This is a genomic window from Halomonas maura, from assembly GCF_030409305.1.
In the GTDB taxonomy this organism is placed as follows: Bacteria; Pseudomonadota; Gammaproteobacteria; order Pseudomonadales; family Halomonadaceae; genus Halomonas; species Halomonas maura.
The window spans coordinates 19,810-40,002 of record NZ_JAUFPQ010000025.1 but is presented as its reverse complement, the minus strand read 5'-3'; the positions used below and the strand labels follow the sequence as shown (position 1 = coordinate 40,002).

The window sequence follows — 20,193 nt, the reverse complement described above, 5'->3', positions numbered from 1 at the left end:
GTCGTCGTTGGCGGCCTCCGCTGTCGGCCTCAGTTGTCGGGCACGGTGGGCGGCTCCTCGGGTTCGGCAGGCGGCTCATCCGCTGCGTCGGGCTCCTCGGCCTCGTTCGCCGGATCGTCCATCGGGGCGTCCGCGAGCCAGCCCCGTTCCCGGTAGTAGCGCTTCGCGCCCTCGTGGAGGGGAGCGGAGAGGCCCTCGCCGATCATGCGTTCCGGCGTGAGGTCGGAATAGGCGGGATGCCGGGACTTGAAGGCCTCGAGGTCGTCGAAGACCGCGGCGACGAGGGCGTAGACGGCCTCCGGGTCGGTGTCCGCCGAGGCCACCAGGGTGGCGCGGACCCCGAAGGTCTCGACCGCGGGCTGGTCGTCGCCGTAGAGCCCGGCGGGGATGGTGGCCCGGGTCAGGAAGGGCGCCTCGGCCACCAGGCGGTCGACCGCCGGGCCGGTCACGTCGACCAGGCGTGCATCACACAGCCGCACGGCCTGCTCGATGGAGGGGTTGGGGTGGCCCACGGTGTAGACCATGGCGTCGATCTTGCCGTGGCAGAGTTCCAGCGACTGCTGGTCGGCGGGCAGCGCGTAGGCGGGTCGGAAGGCGTCGAGGGTCCAGCCCCAGGCTTCGAGCAGCGTCATCATGGTGCCGCGCTGCCCCGAGCCGGGATTGCCGACATTCACGGCATGCCCCTGGAGGTCATCGAAGGCCCGGATGCCGCTGCGCCGCCGGACCACCAGGGTGAAGGGCTCGCCATGCAGCGACATCACGGACCGCAGCGCGGGGTCCGGTCCCGCGTCCGCGAAGCCCCGGGTGCCGGTCACGGCGTAGTGCTGGAGGTCAGACTGGGCCAGGGCGACGGTCACCTCGCCGGCACGCACCGCCTCGAGGTTGGCGGCGGAGCCATCGCTGGTGCGCGCCTCGCAGGGAGCCTCGAGCAACCGGCACAGGGTGCGCCCCGTGGCATGGTAGACCCCGGCGGGGCTTGCGGTGGCAATGACCATGGTCGAGACGTCACCCTGGGCGAATGCGGGGGGACCCGCCAGGGCGGCCAGCAGCAGCAGGATCAGACGCAGCCTGGGGCGCGAAGGGGGCATGGCGCGCGGCGACGCCGTCCGGTGGGGTTGCATGGCGCACCTCCTGAGTGGTCGACGGCCCGCCGGGCGTCGATAGCCTCAGCATAGCCGTGCCCCTTACAGGATGCCGCCGTCGAGCCCCGCGGCGAAGTAGAGCCCCAACTCCTCGACCCGGTCGACGAAGCCGTCCTGCCACTCGCCGCGCAGGGTCAGCGGCTCCTGCACCCACGTCCAGCGCAGGCCGGTGACGATGCTTTCCACGGCCCGGCGGGTGCCGGTGCCATCGTGCCCGGCGCGGATGTAGAGCGCGCAGGGCAGGCCCTGCTTCTCCTCCAGCACGGCATAGTAGCTGCGGTCGAAGAAGTCCTTGAGGGCGCCGCTCATGTAGCCCAGGTTCTCGGTGGTGCCGAGCAGGATGGCATCGCAGGCCAGCACGTCCTCGGGGCCGGCCTCAAGCGGCGCCTTGACCACCACCTCGACGTCATCGATATCGGGATGGCGCGCGCCGCGCGCGGCGGCCTCGCGCAGCCGTAACGTATTGGGGGAGGGCGCATGGGCCACGATCAGCAGTCGCTTCATCCTCTTCCTCCGGTTGAAGGCGCGGCTCGCCGCCATCATGCCATGGCATGGCGTCGTTGACAGGCAACGACCGGTTGCCGACGCTGAAATCGCCAACCCGTTCCTTCAGGGAGGACCCGATCCATGGCCTTTGCCTTTTCGAAGATGCAGGTCGCAAGCCCCGCCTTTCGGGACAGGGGCGAGATCCCGATCAAGTATACCGGCGAAGGGGACGACCTCTCGCCGCCGCTGAGCTGGTCGAACCCGCCGGAGGAGACCCGCAGCTTCGCGGTGATCTGCCATGACCCGGATGCGCCCCTCGTGCAGCATGGCAGCTATGGCTTCGTGCACTGGCTGCTCTACAACCTGCCGACCGCCGATGCCTCGCTGAAGGAGGCCACCTCGGCGGGGACCCGCGGTCGCAACGACTTCAACCGCAACGGCTATGGGGGGCCCATGCCGCCCGAGGGCCACGGCCTGCACCACTACTACTTCTGGGTGCTGGCGCTGGACAAGGCCACGGCGCTGCCCGAGGGGATCTCGATGAGCGAGCTGCTCAAGCAGGTCGAGCCCCACCTGATCGCCATGAATCGTCTGATCGGCACCTACCGCCGCGACTGAGCGCCTGCCCCGCGACGCAGGCGCAGGGTCAGGTCGCGGCCATCTCGCCGAATTCCGGGGCGGCCACGTCCTCGTTGTGGGTGACGATGCGTTCGAGCTCCTCGCAGAAGGCGTCCAGCGCCTCGCTGGTGGGGCCCGGGCGCCGATGCAGCTCGATCTCCACCTGCCCCAGGGGCGGCAGCCCCTCGTTCTCGCCGACGATCCGACAGCCCGCCGGGACGCTGCGCGGCGTCTTCACCGTCACGGCCAGGCCCGCCTGCACCGGCAGGTTGAGGCCGGTCGGTGACTGGCTGGCGTAGCGTGTGTCCCAGCGGCGTTCCTCGCGCCCCAGGGCCGAGAGCGCATGGGCCCGGAAGATGCAGCCCTCCGGGTTGAGGGCCAGGGGCAGGGTCTCCCACTGGCCCGGCCGGCAGTCTTCGGCCACTACCCAGACCATCGGCTCCCAGCCCAGCAACTGGCCGGAGCGGGTGGGCAGGTGGCGGATCGACAGCACCACGTCCAGCAGCCCCTCCTGAAACTGGCGCACCAGGGCGGCGCTCATGTCGCAGTGCAGCTCCAGGCGGGTATCGGGGAAACGCCGGGCATGGCGGGGCAGCAAGTCGGGGAGGTAGGCGCTGGCCTGTTCCTCGGAGGTGGCGAAGCGAATCAGCTCGCCGCGGCTCCCCTCGCCGAGGGCCTCCCGAGCCTCGTCCTCCAGCTTGAGCATGTGCCGGGCGTAGGGCAGCAAGCGCTCCCCGTGGGGTGTGAGCAGCACGCTGCGGCTGTTGCGCTCGAACAGCGACTGGCCCATCTGGTCCTCGAGCCGCTTGATCTGCAGGCTCACCGCCGACTGGGTGCGATGCAGCACCTTGCCGGCGGCACTGAAGCCCTGGCACTCGGCCACGGTGACGAAGGTACGGAGTAGCACGGTATCCATTATTGATGAGCTTTTGAAATTGATGGCATGTCAATCATTCATTTTTATTATGATGCTCGGCTCACTATCCTGTCTAGCGACCCCTTGAGCACGACAGGAGCAGTAATGCATGCAGTCGGCAGCCGACCCGAATGACGCGACCTGCCTCGAGGGCCTGGTCGACCTGGCCCGCTATCCCCTCGAAGATCTCGACGGCGCGGCGGGACGCGCGCTGGTCGAGCGCTGCCGCCGCCAGCTGGCCGTGGACGGTTGCGTGGTGCTCGAGCACTTCGTCCCCGAGAGGACCCTGGCGCGCCTGGAACGCGAGACCGAGCGGCTCTCCCCGGAGGCCCACTACAACCAGACCGAGACCAACCCCTACAACAGCGCCGCCGATCCCGCGAAGCCCGTCAGCCATCCGGTGAACCGCTTCGACGATCGCACCAACGGCTTCGTCGCCGGCGACTGCATCGGCGACGACACCATCATCCGCCGGGTCTACCGGAACGCCGACTTCCAGCGCTTCATCGCCACCGTGGTGGGCATGGAGGAGATCCACCCCTATGCCGACCCGTTGGCCGACCTGGTGATCAACGTGCTGCGCGAGGGTTGCCAGCATCCCTGGCACTACGACACCAACGAGTTCATCGTCACCATGATGACGCGCCAGTCCCACGGCGGCGGTCGCTTCGAGTATGCCCCGGGCATCCGCGGCCCCGAGGGCGAGAACGTCGATGAGGTCGAGCGGGTCCTCGACGGCGACCGCGCGCGGCTCAAGTCCCTCGATCTCCAGCCCGGTGATCTGCAGATCTTCTTCGGTCGCTATTCGCTGCACCGGGTCACCCCGGTGGAGGGCGACCGCGAGCGCCACACCGTGATCTTCGCCTACGCCCAGGAGCCGGGCTTCATCGGCCGCCCCGAGCGGGCTCGGCGCATCTTCGGGCGCATGGCGCCGGTGCACGAGCGGCTGCGCGAGGAAGGCATGCAGCGCCGCGACGCCCTGGCCGATTGATCGGCCGTCGCCGCGTGTCTCGCTTCTGCCTTCGCGGGATACCCCCTACCGATACCGGATAGACTGGACCCTGATATGAGCATCGTGGATTTCGAGAGGCTGACCGACAACGAACCGGAGCGGATCCCGGTGGTGCCCTCGGCCCCCATGGCCTGCGGCGACTGCATCCCCACCGCCTTCGATCCCAAGCAGCTGCGCGCCGGCCGGCTGCAGCGCCTGCGGGCGATGATGGCCGCGCAAGGCTACGCCGCCGTGGTGCTCTTCGACCCCTACAACCAGCGCTATGCCACCGGCTCGCGCAACATGTTCGGCTACTTCCTGCGCAACTCCACTCGCTACCTCTACGTGCCGCTCGAGGGCCCGGTGATCCTCTTCGAGTACCCGGGCAGCGCTCACGTGTCCACCTGGCTGGAGACCATCGACGAGTCGCGCACCTCCAAGGTGGTGTGGTCCGCGGTCAACCAGCGCGACAACCTGTCCTCCGACCCCTTCGGCATCGAGATCGCCGAGCTGATGGAAGAGCATGGCGGTGGTAACCGCAAGATCGGCCTCGACCGCTGCGCCCTGAACCTGGCGCGCTCGCTGGAGGCCCTGGGCCTGGAGGTCTTCGACTGCATGCAGGACACCCTGCACTGCCGGCGCATCAAGACCCCGGAAGAGATCGCCTGCCTGGCCCAGTCCATGGCCGGCGCCGAGGCTGCGGTAGCCGAGGTGGAGGCCGCCATCAGGCCGGGGGTCACCGAGAACGAGCTGTTCGCCACCCTGTACGGCAACATCATCAGGCAGGGCGGCGAGTTCATCGAGACCCGGCTGCTGTCCTCGGGGCCGCGCACCAACCCCTGGTTCAACGAGGCCAGCGACCGGGTGATTCGCCCCGGCGAGCTGGTAGCGCTGGACACCGACACCATCGGCTGCCACGGCTACTACTCCGACTTCTCGCGTACCTTCCACGTCGGCCCCGGCAAGCCGAGCGCCTACCAGAAGCGCCTGTACCGCATGGCCTACGACCAGGTGCACCACAACATGGGCATCCTCGCGCCGGGCATGAGCTACCGCGAGATCGCCGAACAGGCCTGGAAGATTCCCGAGCGCTTCCTCGACCGCCGCTACCCGTCGATCATCCACGGCGTGGGCATGCACGGCGAGACGCCGCTGGTCGCCCACCCCATGGACTTCGATCGCTTCTCCAGGGACGGCATCCTGGAGCCCGGCATGGTCGTCTCCGTGGAGAGCTACATCGGCGAGGTCGGCGCCGCCGACGGCGTCAAGCTGGAGGAAGAGGTGCTGGTCACCGAGACGGGGATCGAGAAGCTCTCGGGCTATCCCTTCGACGAGGCCCTTCTCGACCGGGAAGTCTGAGGGCGTTCCAGACCCCGCTCCTGGCAGGATGGGCTTGCCGGCGACCAGCAGTGCCACTTCCCGGCGCCCCGAGCACTCGAACGAGCGGTTGCCACGACGCCCGTCCCGCCGCGCGGGGCGGGCGTCTCGCGTTCCAGCCGCCTGTGCGCTTGTCCCCCGTCAAATGACGCTCTCCCGGGGCGCTGCTAGGATGAAGCCATCCGTCATCCGGGTGACACGCCCGTGTCACCGGGGCGCCTCGCAGGCACGACACCATGACTCGATCCCCCGTCGCCGGGGTCGCATCCACCGAGGATCGCCTGTCGCCGCTCAAGCTGAAACGCGTCGGCATCGATACCTACCGGGAGAACGTGGCCTACATGCACCGCGAGTGCGACCGCTACCGGGCCGAGGGCTTCCAGGCGCTGGCCAAGGTGGAGGTGCGCGCCAACGGCCAGCGCATCCTGGCCACTCTCAACGTGGTGGACGATGCCGCGATCGTCGCCTGCGGGGAGCTGGGACTCTCCGAGGATGCCTTCGCCACCCTGGGGGTGGTCGAGGGCCATCCGGTCAGCATCCTGCAGGCCGAGCCGCCGCCCTCGATTCCCGCCCTGCATCGCAAGATCGCCGGCGAGCGCCTGACCCGGGACGACTTCCGCCGGATCATCCAGGACATCGCCGAGCGGCGCTATTCGAAGATCGAGCTGACCGCCTTCGTGGTGGCCTGCGATCGCAACGAGCTCGACCGCGAGGAGGTGTTCTTCCTCAGCGACGCCATGAGCCGGGTGGGTCGCCGGCTCGACTGGCACGAGCACCCGGTGGTCGACAAGCACTGCATCGGCGGCATCCCCGGCAACCGCACCTCGATGCTGGTGGTGCCGATCGTCGCCGCCCACGGCCTGCTGTGCCCCAAGACCTCCTCACGGGCCATCACCTCGCCCTCGGGGACCGCCGATACCATGGAGGTGCTGGCCAGGGTCGACCTGCCCTTCGAGGAACTGGGCAAGCTGGTGCGCACTCACCGGGGCTGCCTGGCCTGGGGCGGCACCAGCCAGCTCTCGCCCGCCGACGACGTGCTGATCTCGGTGGAGCGACCGCTTTCGGTGGACTCGCCGGGGCAGATGGTGGCCTCGATCCTCTCCAAGAAGATCGCCGCCGGCTCCAGCCACCTGCTGCTCGACATCCCCATCGGTCCGCATGCCAAGGTGCGCTCCATGCCCGAGGCCCGCCGGCTGCGCAAGCTGTTCGAGTTCGTGGCCGGCCGCATGGGGCTGACCCTGGAGGTGGTGATCACCGACGGCAGCCAGCCGGTGGGGCGGGGCATCGGCCCGGTGCTGGAGGCCCGGGATGTGATGCGAGTGCTCACCAACCACCCGGACGCGCCCATGGACCTGCGCCTGAAGGCCCTGCGCCTGGCCGGGCGGATGCTGGAGTTCGACCCGGACGTGCGCGGCGGCGACGGCTTCGGCCTGGCCCGGGACATCCTCGATGCCGGCCGCGCCCTGGAGAAGATGCAGGCCATCATCGCGGCCCAGGGCGCCAGGCCCTTCGACCCCGAGCATCCGCCGCTGGCGCCGCATCGCGTGGAAGTGACCGCTCGCGCCAGCGGCGTGGTGACCGCCATCGACAACCTGCAGCTGGCGCGCATTGCCCGGCTCGCCGGGGCCCCCCGGGCCATCGGCGCCGGCGTCGACGTGTTGGCGCGGATCGGCGATACGGTGGAAGCCGGCCAGCCGCTGTACCGGGTCTACGCCGCCTACCCCAACGAGCTGACCTTCTCCCGGCAGGCCACCGAGCGCGACAGCGGCTTCGCCATCGGCCAGCCCGACCAGATCACCCGACTCAACGTGGAATGCTGATGACTCCCGTGCTGCTGCATTGCGATGACGAGACGGCCGCCGCCACTCGCCTGGCCGAGGCCGCCGGCCTCCAGGCCATGATGGTGGCGCGCCATCACTTCCCCGACGACGAGCTGCGCCTGACGCTGCCCTTCCACGAGGCCCATGCCTTCCCCGAGACCCTGGTGGTCTACCGCAGCCTCGACCGGCCCAACGACAAGCTCGTCGAGCTGCTGCTGATCGCCCGCCATGCGAGGGAGCAGGGCGTGCGCCACCTGGTGCTGGTGGCGCCCTATCTCGCCTACATGCGCCAGGACATCGCCTTCCATCCCGGCGAGGTGGTCAGCCAGCCGCTGATCGGCCACTTCCTCGCCGAGCTGTTCGACGCCGTGATCACCGTCGACCCGCACCTGCACCGCATCGAGCGCCTCGACCAGGCCATCCCCCTCAAGCACGCCATCGCGCTCTCCGCTGCCCCACGCCTTGCCGAGCTGATCGCCGAGAAGCGCGACGACCCGCTACTGGTCGGCCCCGACGCCGAATCGCGCCAGTGGGTGCAGAGCGCCGCCGCGGCGACCGGCTTCGCCTTCGGCGTGTGCCACAAGACCCGCAACGGCGACCGCGACGTGGAAATCACCCTGCCCGAGCTGGAGGTGGCCGGCCGCCAGGTGGTGCTGATGGACGACGTGGCAAGCTCCGGCCATACCGTGGCCCGCGCCGCCGAGGCGCTGCTCGCCGGCGGCGCCGCCTCGGTGGACGTGGCGCTGACCCATGCACTCTTCGCCGGCAATGCCATGGACGTGATCGAGGCCGCCGGGGTAGGGGAGGTGTGGAGCACCGACTGCATCGCCCACACCAGCAACGCCATTCCCATGGCCCCGGTGCTGGCCAAGGCACTAGACCAAGTAATAACCGAACTATCCTGAAGGTTGTGCTAGGGTTGAATTCAGGAATGAACGCAGGGACATCGGTGACCAGGGAAAGGGACATACAGAATGAACGTGATCCATCGCCGCATCTGCAAGTCTTTATCCAACGCATGTAACCCCGCCCCAGTAGGTCCACGTTGCCCGCGAAGCCTGTCTGCTGACGACCTACAGCGGCCGTGCCGGCAAAGGCAGCAAGCGTATCCATCCGTGTTATGCCGCCAGCACGATGATTGGTGACATGCTGCCTATTTATACTTGATATTCCGTTATTTCAATAGGTTAGAGAATGGGTGCCGCGTTAGATTACATTGTTGATCGTGCCGGCACGTTTATCCGATATCACAGCGTTCCATTTAATCACAGTTAGGTATCAAAATGGGTAATTCGCAGATTCCAAATCAATTTCGCTACTCTGCGGAGATGCTTGCTCAGTACAGTATCGATGCTCTGGAAAATGCAAGTCTTCTTATAGATGAGGCTGACTTACTATTTCAGCATGGCCGCTTAGCACGCTCGTATTATTTGGCAATAGCCGCTATCGAAGAGATAGGAAAATCATTCCTCGCTTTTGACGCGCTTGGACGCAATCTCAATGATTCAGCTGTGACTGCGAAAGTTAGAAGCTCTCTCGAAAGCCACTCAAGAAAGATTACAGCTGCTTTCAATGCTTCCGTGATTTCCCACAGTAATTTACGAGATGAGCTTGAAGGTATCATTGGTCTGATGATCTCGCTCAAACAGGGGCGTGAACCTTCGATGTATACCGATATAAACTATCTGGACGGAAAGCTTTATCGACCGAAAGACGTGGTTCGAGAAGTTGCGGCAAGAGACTGCATTCGTTTAGCTCGACATTGCTATGCAAAAACTGCAGAACATCAGAGAAAGAACGAGCCGACTAAAAGGTCAGCCAACGAAGACCAATTCTATGGTATGAAGGATCGGAAAGTTAATGATTTCTTCAATACGGAAGACTTTTGGTGGTATCAAATATCACGAATGGAGCAGGGCGAAAATGATCTCGCCGATTCAATTACATTGTACCAGCGTGAATATCAGAACAAGGGTAGGACGTTCCGAAGTGATGACACCTAACAATCACATTAAAGTCGCTCCCTTCGGTCGCCGGACGCTCCTGACGTCGCGCCGTTTATGTGGGCGTTAGGCGGCAGCACGATGGCTCTTACATTCAGGAAGTCTCGGGGAGGAAGCATTGCAGCCGGGCTCTTTCTGTTTACAGCGGGCGCGGTCTTCTCCTGGGTCTTCTTTGTAGCGTCAAAGAACCCCGCGGATTCAGGCGAGTCAGGGATCTTGCTCTTGCCATTCGCAATGCCCTGGATATCTATCTTGCCGACGAAATGGCTTGGGCTCGGAACAGGCATAGGCTGTATCCTGTTGAATGGCTTCATTCTCTATTGTGCTTTCGGAGGACTACGCGTTCGAAGGGCGACCAGGTAGGCATCAAAGTCAGCATGCATTCCAGAACCAGAAGTCCCATAAGTGGTCTTTGTAGGGGCAACGGCAGTGCCGCCTAACGCCGGCGTTAGACGTCAAGAGAGGAAATATCGTGCACCAGATACTCATATATGCAGATTCGTTAAGCTGGGGAATTATTCCACATACTCGCCGCCGCTTTTCTTTTGAGCAGCGGTGGCCTGGTGTAGTTGAGAATCAGCTACGGAAATGCGGTATTAAGGCGCGGATAATAGAAGATTGCCTCAATGGTCGTCGTACGGTGTGGGAGGATCCCTACAAGCCAGGTCGGAATGGGCTTGTCGGTCTTGAGCAAAGAATCGAGGTGAACAGCCCGTTGTCGTTGGTGGTCGTGCTACTGGGGACGAATGACTTCCAATCAATGCATACGCATAATGCCTGGCAATCTGCCCAAGGTGTTAATGCCATTGTTCAGGCGATTCGGCGCGCTCCAATCGAGCCCGGAATACCAGTGCCAGCCGTTCTGGTGGTTGCGCCACCGCCAATCCAGAAGGCCAAGGGCAATATCGCGTCTAAATTTGAAGGGGCGGAGGATAGGGCTATCGGGTTATCCGAGGCAATTCGGGTAGTGGCTGCAGATGCCGGTTGTCATGTCTTTGATGCTGGGTCGGTGACTTCCACAAGCCGCGTGGATGGAGTGCATCTTGATGAGGATCAGCACGAGGTTCTGGGTCTGGCCTTGGCTGAGGAAATAAAACCTCTACTATCATGAGGTTGGCGTCTAACAAGTTGCAGCACTTCAGCCGCTATGCGGCTCGGACCGCCACACGCTAGGCTTGCTTTGGCCGGTGTGCAAAGCGTTATATCAGCCCGCGCTGAATCTCCTTTTTGGCAGAAAGGAGCCCTTCGCTCCTTCCTGAATAAACTCCAACAAGATCGGCATAATATCTTGTCGATTTGGTGGTGAATTCCCTCATGGCGCTTCTCGCTGGCTTGTGGCTTTACTTCGCGCCACCCTGCATTATTGTGCTGCCACCGTCGGTTGATACTGGTGAGATACTGAATCTCAATCTATGCTTATAAAATTGGCTGCAGCAGAAGCTGATTTCGACACGATAGTGAATACTTTGCTGCGGAAACCTGACAACTGTTATGGTTATTAAAAAATGATCGGTGCTTCAGCAGCAATTATTCGGAATGGTCATAATGAGATCGTGATTGTAAAGCCGACCTATCGAAAGGAGTGGCTTCTCCCAGGGGGAGCAATAGAAGAAAACGAGTCGCCGCAAGAGTGTTGCAAGCGTGAATGCTTGGAAGAACTGAATGTTTCTATAGATTTGGGCGAATTGCTTTGCTTGGAATACAGAAAGGCGACTGATGATGTTAGATTCATATTTGATGGAGGAATCCTCAGTGAAGAGGGTGATATACGTTTGCCTGAAGAGGAACTGGAATCCTATCGGCTTGTTGCCATCGATGCAGCCATAGAATTAGTTGATAGGCAAACAGCAAGGCGTCTGGTTTTCATGCGGTCTGGCTTGGGTATTTACTTTGAGTCATGAAGTTGCCTCACGTATCTAAAATATACAGCCTTAGGTTATGATTATTCACAAAGCTCGGCTTCTGCTAGTCTCCGCCTGCAGCATCATGAATAAATCATCCTGTTCTTGATATCTGCTCCTGGCCGAATCCGGCATTTCTTCCGTGAGAAGTGACACCACTTAGTAGCTGGAGGTATTGGCAGATTCCAAGGGTGATCGGGGACAGTCCCTCATTGCCGAAGGGTAAACGGTGACATCGTCAGCAGGGAAAGCAGCATCGTCATCCTCTGGGGAGGGCAATGGCCGGAGACTGTGATGACGGCCTACGCTTTGTCTGAAAACTGCCTGCGCTCGCCCATCCGGCGTTAAAAATCGGCTCGTGCGCGAGCCCGGTCAAAGGACTCATTTACACCGCGTAAACTCCGTGTTTTGACTCGCGACCTCCATGTCGCTCGCTCTGCGAGCAGCGGAGCTGCCCAAATCGGCTGTCCTTGCCGATTTGTCACCGATTTTTGCCTTGTGACCCACATGGATGTGGGAAATGCGTTGGCCCGCCGGGAGCGGGCCTAGCCCTGGCCATCGCTCGTCGACTTGTCAGACAAAGCTTAGCGGAGTATGGAACAAGATCGAGGTGCCCCCACTCAGCCGAGGGTCCTCTTTTTGCGGCGCAGGATTTTTTCGTCATACATGCGGTTGTCCGCGAGAGACAGTACCTCCTGTGCGGAGGTTTCGGTGGAACTGGCGCTTCCCATGCTCAAAAGGAGCTCTACCATCACAGTCTCGCCGTGGGCTGAGGTGATGACGCAGCGCTGGCCTGCCAAGTGTGTCCGGATCAAGCCGGCGATGCGGTTCGGTGCCGACAGCGACCCGGAAGGAAACAGGATGACGAATTCATCGCCGCCATAACGTGCGAGGATATCGTCTTCCCGGCATTGCATGCTCAGGAGATCGGCGACCGCGGTGATCAGTTGGTCGCCCGCTACGTGCCCATATCGATCATTCACTTCCTTGAGCCCGTCGACGTCCATCATCAGCACGGCAAAATCCAGCCCCGGTGGCTGGGTCTTGCCCTGGATGCTCAACTGCAGCGCCGCTTCGAAGAAGCCGCGGTTGTAGAGCCCGGTCAGCCCGTCGCGCTCGGCCGCTTTCTGGAGTTCCAGTTGCAGCAGCTTGTTTTCGGTGGCCGCCGCCAACTGGTCGACGAACAGGGTCAGCATGCCCTCCAGGGTGTCGTCCAGCTGGGGGGCACGCACGATCAGCCAGCCTTCGTATCGGCTCAAGCGCCCTGCCATGGAGGTCGCATACAGCTGCTCACCCTCGGTCTTGTCACCGAGCTTGATGGTGCCGGCAGAGGGGGCGTGGAGCGTGCCCAACAGGCTGCTCAGGCGGCGTTCATCCTCGGGGCCAAGGCGCAGGCCGGCGACGGCGGCGTAACGCGTTACCTCGGGGCGCTGGCGCTCCTGGAGGAACACGGCAAACCCGTACTCGGGAAAGTCGGCATGTAGGTGCTTCAAGGAGTCATCGAGCAGGATATTGATGTTCGAGGCGCGATTGGCAACGGCGCCGAGATCGAGCAGGGCGTGAATGACCCGATTCTTGTACTTGGTCTCGGCAATGCTGTGCCCGATCTTGCGATTCTGGCCGTACATGACGTAGGCAAGTGAGAGGAAGTAGACCACCGCGCCGGTGCCCTGGTAGATATCCAACCCCGTGCTGACATTGGGACGAAACTCAAACCCTGTTAAGGCCCCCCAACCCAGGGCGCCGCCGGTGAACAACGCGACCGAGGCGGCCATTCGGCGCGGGCCGCCGACGACCATGTTGTTCATCAAGCAGGCAAGCCCAATGGTCAGGGTGGCCCAGACGTAGTAGTCCAGCACGCCGCACCAGACACCAAACAACAAGCTATCGAAATAGAGGTTCCGGAATTCGGCACGCTTCGAGTCCTGAACCAGGGCGGCGTGGGCGCATGCCACCCCCGGCCACAGCAGCAGGAGCAGGCCAGGCAGAATCAGCGACCAGCCGCTGCCCTCCACCAGGGCGATCCACACCGTGAGCCCAAAGGTATGAGCGAAGGCGAAGGCGCGTGGGGCCAGTGTCGCCAGGGCAAGACGATGGGGGCGTTTGAGAGAATGCGGCGCCCGGTGTTGAAGCCACTTGATATCCGGCATGCTTGCTCGTAGTTATCTTGCCTGCCGATCGCAGGCTTGCGCGAGGTTGACACGTATTGGGTATGTCACTGTTTGCATCGCACTTGCTAGATAGCCTAACACTGTCATGGCTGACTGACATGAATTGTATGGGAAAATCGGGGACAGACCCCATTTTCCCGCATTTCCCGGAAGGTGTGCTAGGGTGAGGGAAGCCGGAAAACCAGTGACCAGGGAAGGTCTGGTAAAGGGAAATCGGTGGCTGCCCCCGATGGTCCAACAAGGCGCTCCAACTGACGCCAAAGCTGCTGTGCAGTTCCGCCGCGTTTGAGGTCCTGTTCGTCAAAATCCATGCAAAGAAGGAAAGCGAACTATGCAGTGCGCATTGGTTTATGATTTCGACGGTACCCTCGCAAAGGGAAATTGCGCTGAACATGGGCTGATGCCAGCCTTGGATTTGTCCGATAAAGCGGAGTTTTGGCCTGAAGTGCACCGAAAGAACCGCGAGCGGGATGGTGATGAGATACTCACCTACCTAGGCGAGTTGGCACTACGAGCCCGCGAGGTCGGCAAGCAAACAGAATTGAGCCCTGAGAGGCTCCAGTTTCATGGTGAATCCATTCCCCTATTCCCCGGTGTTGAGGGTTGGTTTGATGCGGTCAATCGCTTTGCAAGCGACCAGAGTATAGCTCTCAGTCATTACATAGTGTCGAGTGGGCTTGAAGAGATGATTCGCGGTACGCCTGTAGCCAAGTATTTCAAAAAAATATTTGGATGTCGCTACCATTATGATGAGGAAACCGGATTCGCCAAATGGCCAGTCGTTGCGATCGACTACACCACGAAGACCCAGTACCTATTCCGCATAAACAAGGGGATAGAAAATAGCTGGGATACTAAGAAAGTAAACGAATACATAGAGCCTCAGGACCGCCCCTTCCCTTTCGATCGCATGATATATTTTGGTGATGGGGATACTGATATTCCAGCCATGAAAATGGTAAAGGCGCAGGGAGGGTGCAGTATTGCCGTTTTTGATGGTGATAAGTGGAACGAGGGTAATACCCAAGAGAAGATTGAGAAGTTGATTTCAGAAGATAGGGCCAGCTATGTGGTGTCGGGGAATTATTCTGTGGGTAGTCAACTGGATGTGACCGTCAGGGGTATTCTTCGGCTGTATGCGCGGAGATGCAGATGAATATAAGGGGTTGCACTGTAGAGTATAATTTAAGCAATAGGTCATAGCCCATGGAACAACGAAAGAAGCTGGCCGTTCTGATTGATGCGGATAACATTAGCCCTGCATTGTGCGAGGCCCTGGTTCAGGAGGTGGCCAATTATGGAGCGGCTAGTGTGAAAAGGGCCTATGGTGACTGGACAACACCCCAGCTTTCATCATGGAAGGTAATGCTGCATGAGTATGCTATTAGTCCAATGCAGCAGTTTAGCTACACGACAGGGAAAAACTCTACCGATTCGTCCATGATCATTGATGCCATGGATTTGCTCTATACGGAGAAATTTGATGGATTTTGCCTGGTCACGAGTGATTCGGATTTTACCAAGCTGGCAACACGAATCCGCGAGTCGGGATTGGTTGTTTATGGCTTTGGAGAAAAGAAGACACCAGGGGCATTGCAAGCAGCCTGTGATAAGTTTGTGTTTCTCGAGGCGCTTGCGGTTCCGTCGAACGAATTGAATGCGTCAGAAACTCCCAAGTCATCTGCAAAAGAAAAAAAGTCCAAGAAGCAGTTGAATCAAGATGCCAAGCTGATAAGTCTTCTACGCGGTGCTGTTGAAGCGGCCTCCGATGATGCTGGCTGGGCTAATATTGCCGCTGTAGGAACACATATCGCTAATCAAAGCTCTTTCGACTCCAGGAACTACGGGTATCGAAAGCTAAGCGCTTTGATTGAAACCACAGAGTTGTTTGACTTGGAGAAAAGGAATCCGAGAGGGAATAATGCCTTCGATCTGTTTGTCAGGGATAAGCGTTTTTCCGAGTAGCCATCACGGCACGTTGCGAGGTCGTTTGAGGCGACCCTGAACTCGGGGGTTGAATGGTAACGACACGAATTCCGTCATCCAGGAAGAAATATCCGGTTGCGAAATAATCGCCAGTGCTGCCCTTGCCGGCGTCGGTGATGCTGAGGCCAAGCGAAGGGCCAACGCTCTGGCTACCTACGCCGGGGACAAGCGCTATGCTCAGAGGCAGGCTATGTTCGCAAGATCTTGCGCGAGTCTGGCATCGCGCCCTCGCCCGATGCGTCCGCCTTCGAGTCCGGGGAGCGCCTGCCTGGAACGGCCCTGCTGGCGAACAGGTGGCGGAGGGAGAGCAGCCGGCCATGTGGGCATCGAGTGGGGTGATCCCAGGGGGCGTGACCACGCCATGCTCCCGGATTCCAGGAGCGCCTTGAAGTCGAACATCCGAGAGGATGTCGGGCGTATGAAGCCCAGCGGGTACATGGAGGTCCTCGGCCAACGAGGCGCAGCAACTCGCGGTGAAGGGCCGCGAGTCGTAGGGCCTGCGCCACCGCTGTTCAACGGGGCGGCCGGCACCGCGTGGGTACCTTCATTCATTCACCATGGTGAACCCAAATGGACGAAGTGGCTTTAACCCTAAGCCGGGAGAATCCGGTCTTCGTCGCCTATGCGCTCGCGGCGTCGCTGATGCTGTTGAAGCTCCTCCTTCAGCCATGGATGACGGTCTTTCGGATGATGAAGGTGCGGGCCGGCTTTCGTAGCCCGGAGGATGTGAAACGCAGCCCCATCAACCCGACGCCTGATCCGGCGCAACTGGAACCGAACGAGTACGTCGAGCGTTCGCGGCGCTTGAACCTGAATGACCTGGAGAGTATTCCTGCTTTCCTGGTCGCCGGCCTGCTGTTTGTGCTGGCGGAGCCGCCGCTGCTGTTGGCGCACATCCTGCTATGGACCTACGTCATCGCGCGAGCCGCACATTTTGTTGCCTACGTCACGGCACAGGTGCACGATATCCGGGCGACTCTCTGGACGGTTAGCTCGTTGTCGGTGCTCGTCATGGTGGTCTACACGCTGGTGCGAGTGCTGGGGCGGTAACCTGCTAGGCGTGCCGTCGGTCAGACCGGTCACGCCCTGTGGCCTGGAGCCGCCGTCGGGAGCGCTGAGTATCCCTGAGGCATGCGGGGATGCCATGTTCGTGAGCCATCCGGCCATCTTTTTAACATCCTGCAACATGGTTGAGCAGGGTAACGTGGCAACTTGTCCAGCCGTTGGCTGTCAAAGGCACTTGCGGTCGCTGACACCGGCCGTGACACATTCACATTGCAGGAGGCATCGTGATTGTCATTTATGGAATCAAGGAGTACCTGAATCCGGTCAAGGCACAGCTCTCCGAGGTCATCCACGGTTGCATGCAGTCAGTCCTGGGCATGCCGGAAGACAAGAGGGCGCATCGCGTTATTCCTCTGGATGCCGAGGACTTCTACTACCCCGGAGGTAGATCGCCCGCCTATACGGTCATCGAGATCAATATGATGCAGGGGCGCTCTGCGGAGACTCAGAAGGCGCTGATAAAAGAGTTGTTCAGCAAGATCGAGTCGGAAGTCGGTATTGCACCGGTGGATGTGGAAGTGACTCTCAAGGAACAGCCAGCTCATTGCTGGGGCTTTCGCGGCATGACCGGAGACGAGGCGCGCGATCTGAAGTATTCAGTCAGTGTCTAATATGACTGACAACTCGACACCAACAGGGTGTCACTCTGTGTCGATGGCTGCCAGCCGCGGCTTATGGCACACTTCCTTGATTTTACCGATCCCAGTAGCAGGAGCGATATGAGCGAAGAACTCGCTGATTTTGAAGAGCGGATGTCCCGGGAGATCAATGCTTTCCTGGATGCCGACCCGCCCGGCGCCAGGCCCGCCCAGGCCAGGCGAGCCCCATCCCGGCCGCAGGATCCCGGCCAACCGGCCAAGGCGATGAAGACGGGCCATGTCGTCAAGCTCGCCGTGCGTACCAAGCAACTGGAGATGGACACCGTCTTCGAGCATCACTCCTCCAGCATCTCCCGTCTCGAGGCCCAGATGGAGGCCGAGAAGGCCGCCCGCCAGGCCGGGTATCCCATCATCGGCTTCGTGATCGACATCCAGCGGCTCTGACCCTCCCGGGGCGCGGCTGGGTGATTCCATCGTCGAAGTGGTAGACATGATCCTGCTCGCCGCCGAGCATCGGGGGCATTGTCGCGTGCCGATGAGCGTGATGTCCCGCACACCACCACCGCCAAGGGAGCAGAGCATGAGGCTATTCGACAGGGACCGCCGCGAGGAGAATCCCCATACCCGGCGACTCTACGCGGCCTGGGAGCTGGTCTATACCCTCGTCGACTTCGGCGCGGCCGCGGCCTTCCTGGTCGGCTCGGTGCTGTTCCTCTACGAGAGCCTGCAGACCGGCGCGACCTGGTGCTTCATCGTCGGCTCGGCCCTGTTCGCCTTCAAGCCCACCATCCGCACCTGGCGCGACATCCGGCTGGCCTCGATGGGCGATGTGGAAGCGCTCGAGGAGGAGGAACGCAGGAGCTGAGCGCCTGCCCGCAGCCCCGGAGTGGTCTGTCCTGGCCGGGGCGCCTCAGCGCCGGCGGCGCAGGAACCAGTGATGGCCGCCCAGCGCGCCGGGCCGCTGGTGGACCCTCGGTCGCTGGCCGTGGTGGCGCTGCAGCCCGGGATGCGGGTCGAGCCCGTGGCGCTGCCCGTCGATCGAGAACAGCCGCTGGATACGCTCCGCGGTGGGCGGATGGGTGCGCAGCCAGTCGAGCCCGGTGGGCTGCTGCTGGCGGCCGAAGATCGTCGACAGCCAGCGGCTGTGGTAGCGCTCCAGCTCGGTCAGCGCCGAGGCCAGGCCCTCGGGGTCGCCGGTGAGGGCCACCGCCTCCAGATCGGCTTTGTACTCGCGGTTGCGGGACAGCGCCAGCGACAGCAGGGTGCTCAGGGTGGGCGCCACGGCCACCAGCAGCAGCGGCCCCCAGGGAAAGGCCAGCTCGCCGGCGGCAACCAGCGGCAGGCTCGCGAGCAGGGCCACCTGTACCACCACGGTCAGCCACAGGGTGAGCCGGGTCATGGCCGCCGCCATGGACATCACCCGGGTATCGCCGTGGCGCAGGTGGCTCGTCTCGTGGGCCAGCACCCCGGCCAGCTCGCGCATCGACAGCGTGTGCAGCAGCCCCTCGGTGACGGCGATGCCGCCATCCCGCCAGGTGCCGACGGCGAAGGCATTGAGATCGGGGGAGGGCACGAAGAAGAGCTGGGGGGCGATGGGCAGGTCGGCGCGCGCGTAGAGGTGGGCGAGCACCTCGTAGAGCTCGGGGGCCTGGTGGCGGCGCAGCATCCCGGCCCCCGCATCGGTCAGGATCACTCGCACGGGCATCCAGCTGCTGAGCAGGCTGGTGAATGCCACCGCGGTCAACGAGATCAGCACGCCCCCGGGGCCGGCGAGCAGGTAGCCGGGCACGGAAAGCGACAGCGCCAGGCCGCCCATGATCAGCAGGGTCTGCAGGGCGTTGGTTAGCCGGTTGCGCCACAGCCGGTCGCGTCGCAGTGTCATGGTGTGCCTCGTCGGGGCCCGCTTCCTAACCCTAGCTCCCAGGGATGTTGACCGGAGAGTCCCGCAATCGCTCCCTGTCCCTCACGCTTGGCGGGTCATCGCCGGCCGCCTCTCGCGCGGATCTCGGGGCTCGCCCCGACGAGCTATACTTCGGCTATCGCTTGCCATGCCGGGCGGTGCCCGGCCGGCGCGCCGCGACGGAGGACCCATGGGAGACCTGACAGTGGCCGTGGTGCTGGGTGACCCCCGGCTGCCGTATGCCTATGCCGTCGGCGGACGTTTCGGCGACGAGGAACGGGCGGCGGTCGAGCACCTGCACACGGCGCTCTCGCAGCTCGAGGGCTACCAGTTCCGCTACCTCGACCATCATGCCGCGCTGATCGACGACCTGCGTGGCGCGCCTTACGACCTGGCGCTGAACCTCTGCGATACCGGCTTTCGCAACCACTGGGAACTGGAGCGTGATATCCCGGCCCTGCTGGAGATCCTGGGCATTCCCTATACCGGGGCCGATCCCATGAGCATCAGCCTGACCACCGACAAGGCCCTGGTCCGGATGCTGGCGGCGGGGCAGGGGATCCCCGTGCCCAACGAGACCTACGTCGACCTGGCCGCCGCCCCGCTGGTCCTGCCCAGCCTCTATCCCTGCCTGATCAAGCCCAACAGCAGCGGCGGCAGCTTCGGCATCACCCGGGATTGCGTGGTGCAGGAGCCAGGGGAGGCGGAGGCCTACCTGCGCTGGCTGGCCACGCAGCCCGGCGTCGCCGATGCCCTGATCCAGGACTTCCTCACCGGCCCGGAGTATACGCTCGGGCTGGTCGGCAACCCCGCGACCGGCTTCACGGTCCTGCCGCCCCTGGAGATCGACTACACGGCACTGGACCCTCGGCTGCCGCCGATCCTCACCTACGGCTCCAAGGCGGACCCGGACTCGCCCTACTGGGCAAGGCTCCGCTTCCGCCGGGCCCGGATCGATGACGTCAAGTGGAGCCAACTGGTGGACTACTCGGTGACCCTGTTCCGGCGTCTGGGCCTGCGCGACTACGCTCGCTTCGATTTCCGCGAGGGCGAAGATGGCCAGCCGCGGCTGCTCGACGTCAACACCAACCCCACCTGGTACTGGGACGGCAAGCTGGCGCTGATGGCCGAGTGGGCGGGCCATCCCTACCACGAGTTGCTGCGGCTGATCCTCGAGGCCGCGGTCTCGCGCCAGGGCCTCGACGCCGGCGCCTGACC

Annotated in this window: 20 protein-coding genes; 15 read left to right on the top strand and 5 right to left on the bottom strand. The window is 62.6% G+C overall.

The annotated features are described in order from the left end of the window. Positions 1–29: 29 nt before the first annotated feature. Both QWY76_RS17245 and QWY76_RS17240 read right to left on the bottom strand, forming a co-directional pair. Entirely contained in the window at positions 30–1,121 is a 1,092-nt protein-coding gene (locus QWY76_RS17245) for a TAXI family TRAP transporter solute-binding subunit (protein ID WP_290312612.1), read from the bottom strand. A gap of 63 nt (positions 1,122–1,184) precedes the next feature. Next, on the bottom strand, positions 1,185–1,646 hold the full coding sequence (locus tag QWY76_RS17240) for a flavodoxin family protein (protein WP_290312610.1): 462 nt from the start codon (positions 1,644–1,646) through the stop codon (positions 1,185–1,187). Between the two features lie 123 nt (positions 1,647–1,769). On the opposite strand from QWY76_RS17240, the gene QWY76_RS17235 reads away from it, so the two are divergent. After that, positions 1,770–2,246, top strand: coding sequence for a YbhB/YbcL family Raf kinase inhibitor-like protein (locus QWY76_RS17235; protein ID WP_290312607.1), 477 nt, complete (start codon positions 1,770–1,772; stop codon positions 2,244–2,246). 28 nt (positions 2,247–2,274) lie between these two features. Here the strand turns inward: QWY76_RS17235 and QWY76_RS17230 are convergent, their stop codons facing one another. After that, positions 2,275–3,162, bottom strand: a complete 888-nt coding sequence (locus QWY76_RS17230; protein ID WP_290312605.1) for a LysR family transcriptional regulator — start codon at positions 3,160–3,162, stop codon at positions 2,275–2,277. A 109-nt stretch (positions 3,163–3,271) separates the two neighbouring features. Here QWY76_RS17230 and QWY76_RS17225 point away from each other — a divergent pair, with 109 nt between their 5' ends. From QWY76_RS17225 to QWY76_RS17195, 7 genes are all read left to right on the top strand, one after another. Continuing rightward, on the top strand, positions 3,272–4,153 hold the full coding sequence (locus QWY76_RS17225) for a HalD/BesD family halogenase (protein ID WP_290312603.1): 882 nt from the start codon (positions 3,272–3,274) through the stop codon (positions 4,151–4,153). A gap of 75 nt (positions 4,154–4,228) precedes the next feature. Continuing rightward, positions 4,229–5,512 (top strand): M24 family metallopeptidase, encoded by a 1,284-nt coding sequence (locus tag QWY76_RS17220; protein WP_290312601.1) that lies wholly within the window; start codon positions 4,229–4,231, stop codon positions 5,510–5,512. Between the two features lie 254 nt (positions 5,513–5,766). Further along, the gene (locus QWY76_RS17215) at positions 5,767–7,350 is read left to right on the top strand and encodes a thymidine phosphorylase family protein (RefSeq protein WP_290312599.1); all 1,584 of its coding nucleotides are present in this window, start codon (positions 5,767–5,769) and stop codon (positions 7,348–7,350) included. After that, on the top strand, positions 7,350–8,255 hold the full coding sequence (locus QWY76_RS17210; RefSeq protein ID WP_290312597.1) for a ribose-phosphate diphosphokinase: 906 nt from the start codon (positions 7,350–7,352) through the stop codon (positions 8,253–8,255). Before QWY76_RS17215 ends, QWY76_RS17210 begins: the two co-directional genes overlap by 1 nt. A gap of 378 nt (positions 8,256–8,633) precedes the next feature. Next, positions 8,634–9,353 (top strand): AbiV family abortive infection protein, encoded by a 720-nt coding sequence (locus tag QWY76_RS17205; protein ID WP_290312595.1) that lies wholly within the window; start codon positions 8,634–8,636, stop codon positions 9,351–9,353. Between the two features lie 472 nt (positions 9,354–9,825). Continuing rightward, the gene (locus QWY76_RS17200) at positions 9,826–10,464 is read left to right on the top strand and encodes an SGNH/GDSL hydrolase family protein (protein ID WP_290312594.1); all 639 of its coding nucleotides are present in this window, start codon (positions 9,826–9,828) and stop codon (positions 10,462–10,464) included. A 394-nt stretch (positions 10,465–10,858) separates the two neighbouring features. Beyond that, a complete protein-coding gene (locus QWY76_RS17195) occupies positions 10,859–11,254 on the top strand; it encodes an NUDIX domain-containing protein (protein ID WP_290312592.1) in 396 nt (131 codons plus the stop codon). A gap of 620 nt (positions 11,255–11,874) precedes the next feature. On the opposite strand, the gene QWY76_RS17190 is transcribed toward QWY76_RS17195, so the two are convergent. Continuing rightward, entirely contained in the window at positions 11,875–13,404 is a 1,530-nt protein-coding gene (locus tag QWY76_RS17190) for a sensor domain-containing diguanylate cyclase (protein WP_290312590.1), read from the bottom strand. A 352-nt stretch (positions 13,405–13,756) separates the two neighbouring features. Here QWY76_RS17190 and QWY76_RS17185 point away from each other — a divergent pair, with 352 nt between their 5' ends. The 6 genes from QWY76_RS17185 to QWY76_RS17160 all read left to right on the top strand — a co-directional run bounded on the left by QWY76_RS17185 (position 13,757) and on the right by QWY76_RS17160 (position 17,940). Further along, the gene (locus QWY76_RS17185) at positions 13,757–14,581 is read left to right on the top strand and encodes an HAD family hydrolase (protein WP_290312587.1); all 825 of its coding nucleotides are present in this window, start codon (positions 13,757–13,759) and stop codon (positions 14,579–14,581) included. Between the two features lie 50 nt (positions 14,582–14,631). Beyond that, a complete protein-coding gene (locus QWY76_RS17180) occupies positions 14,632–15,390 on the top strand; it encodes an NYN domain-containing protein (protein ID WP_290312585.1) in 759 nt (252 codons plus the stop codon). A gap of 591 nt (positions 15,391–15,981) precedes the next feature. Continuing rightward, positions 15,982–16,461 carry an MAPEG family protein gene (locus tag QWY76_RS17175; protein WP_290312583.1) on the top strand — a complete coding sequence of 160 codons (480 nt, stop codon included), beginning with the start codon at positions 15,982–15,984 and terminating at the stop codon, positions 16,459–16,461. Positions 16,462–16,700: 239 nt separating this feature from the next. Then, on the top strand, positions 16,701–17,087 hold the full coding sequence (locus QWY76_RS17170; RefSeq protein ID WP_290312581.1) for a tautomerase family protein: 387 nt from the start codon (positions 16,701–16,703) through the stop codon (positions 17,085–17,087). A gap of 108 nt (positions 17,088–17,195) precedes the next feature. After that, positions 17,196–17,519 carry a hypothetical protein gene (locus QWY76_RS17165; RefSeq protein ID WP_290312578.1) on the top strand — a complete coding sequence of 108 codons (324 nt, stop codon included), beginning with the start codon at positions 17,196–17,198 and terminating at the stop codon, positions 17,517–17,519. Between the two features lie 136 nt (positions 17,520–17,655). Beyond that, entirely contained in the window at positions 17,656–17,940 is a 285-nt protein-coding gene (locus tag QWY76_RS17160; protein WP_290312576.1) for a YrhK family protein, read from the top strand. A 45-nt stretch (positions 17,941–17,985) separates the two neighbouring features. Here QWY76_RS17160 and QWY76_RS17155 read toward each other — a convergent pair whose 3' ends face one another. Next, entirely contained in the window at positions 17,986–18,957 is a 972-nt protein-coding gene (locus QWY76_RS17155; protein ID WP_290312574.1) for a zinc metalloprotease HtpX, read from the bottom strand. A gap of 208 nt (positions 18,958–19,165) precedes the next feature. On the opposite strand from QWY76_RS17155, the gene QWY76_RS17150 reads away from it, so the two are divergent. After that, positions 19,166–20,191: a D-alanine--D-alanine ligase family protein gene (locus QWY76_RS17150; protein ID WP_290312572.1), complete on the top strand. Its 1,026-nt coding sequence runs from the start codon at positions 19,166–19,168 to the stop codon at positions 20,189–20,191. Positions 20,192–20,193: the final 2 nt, after the last annotated feature.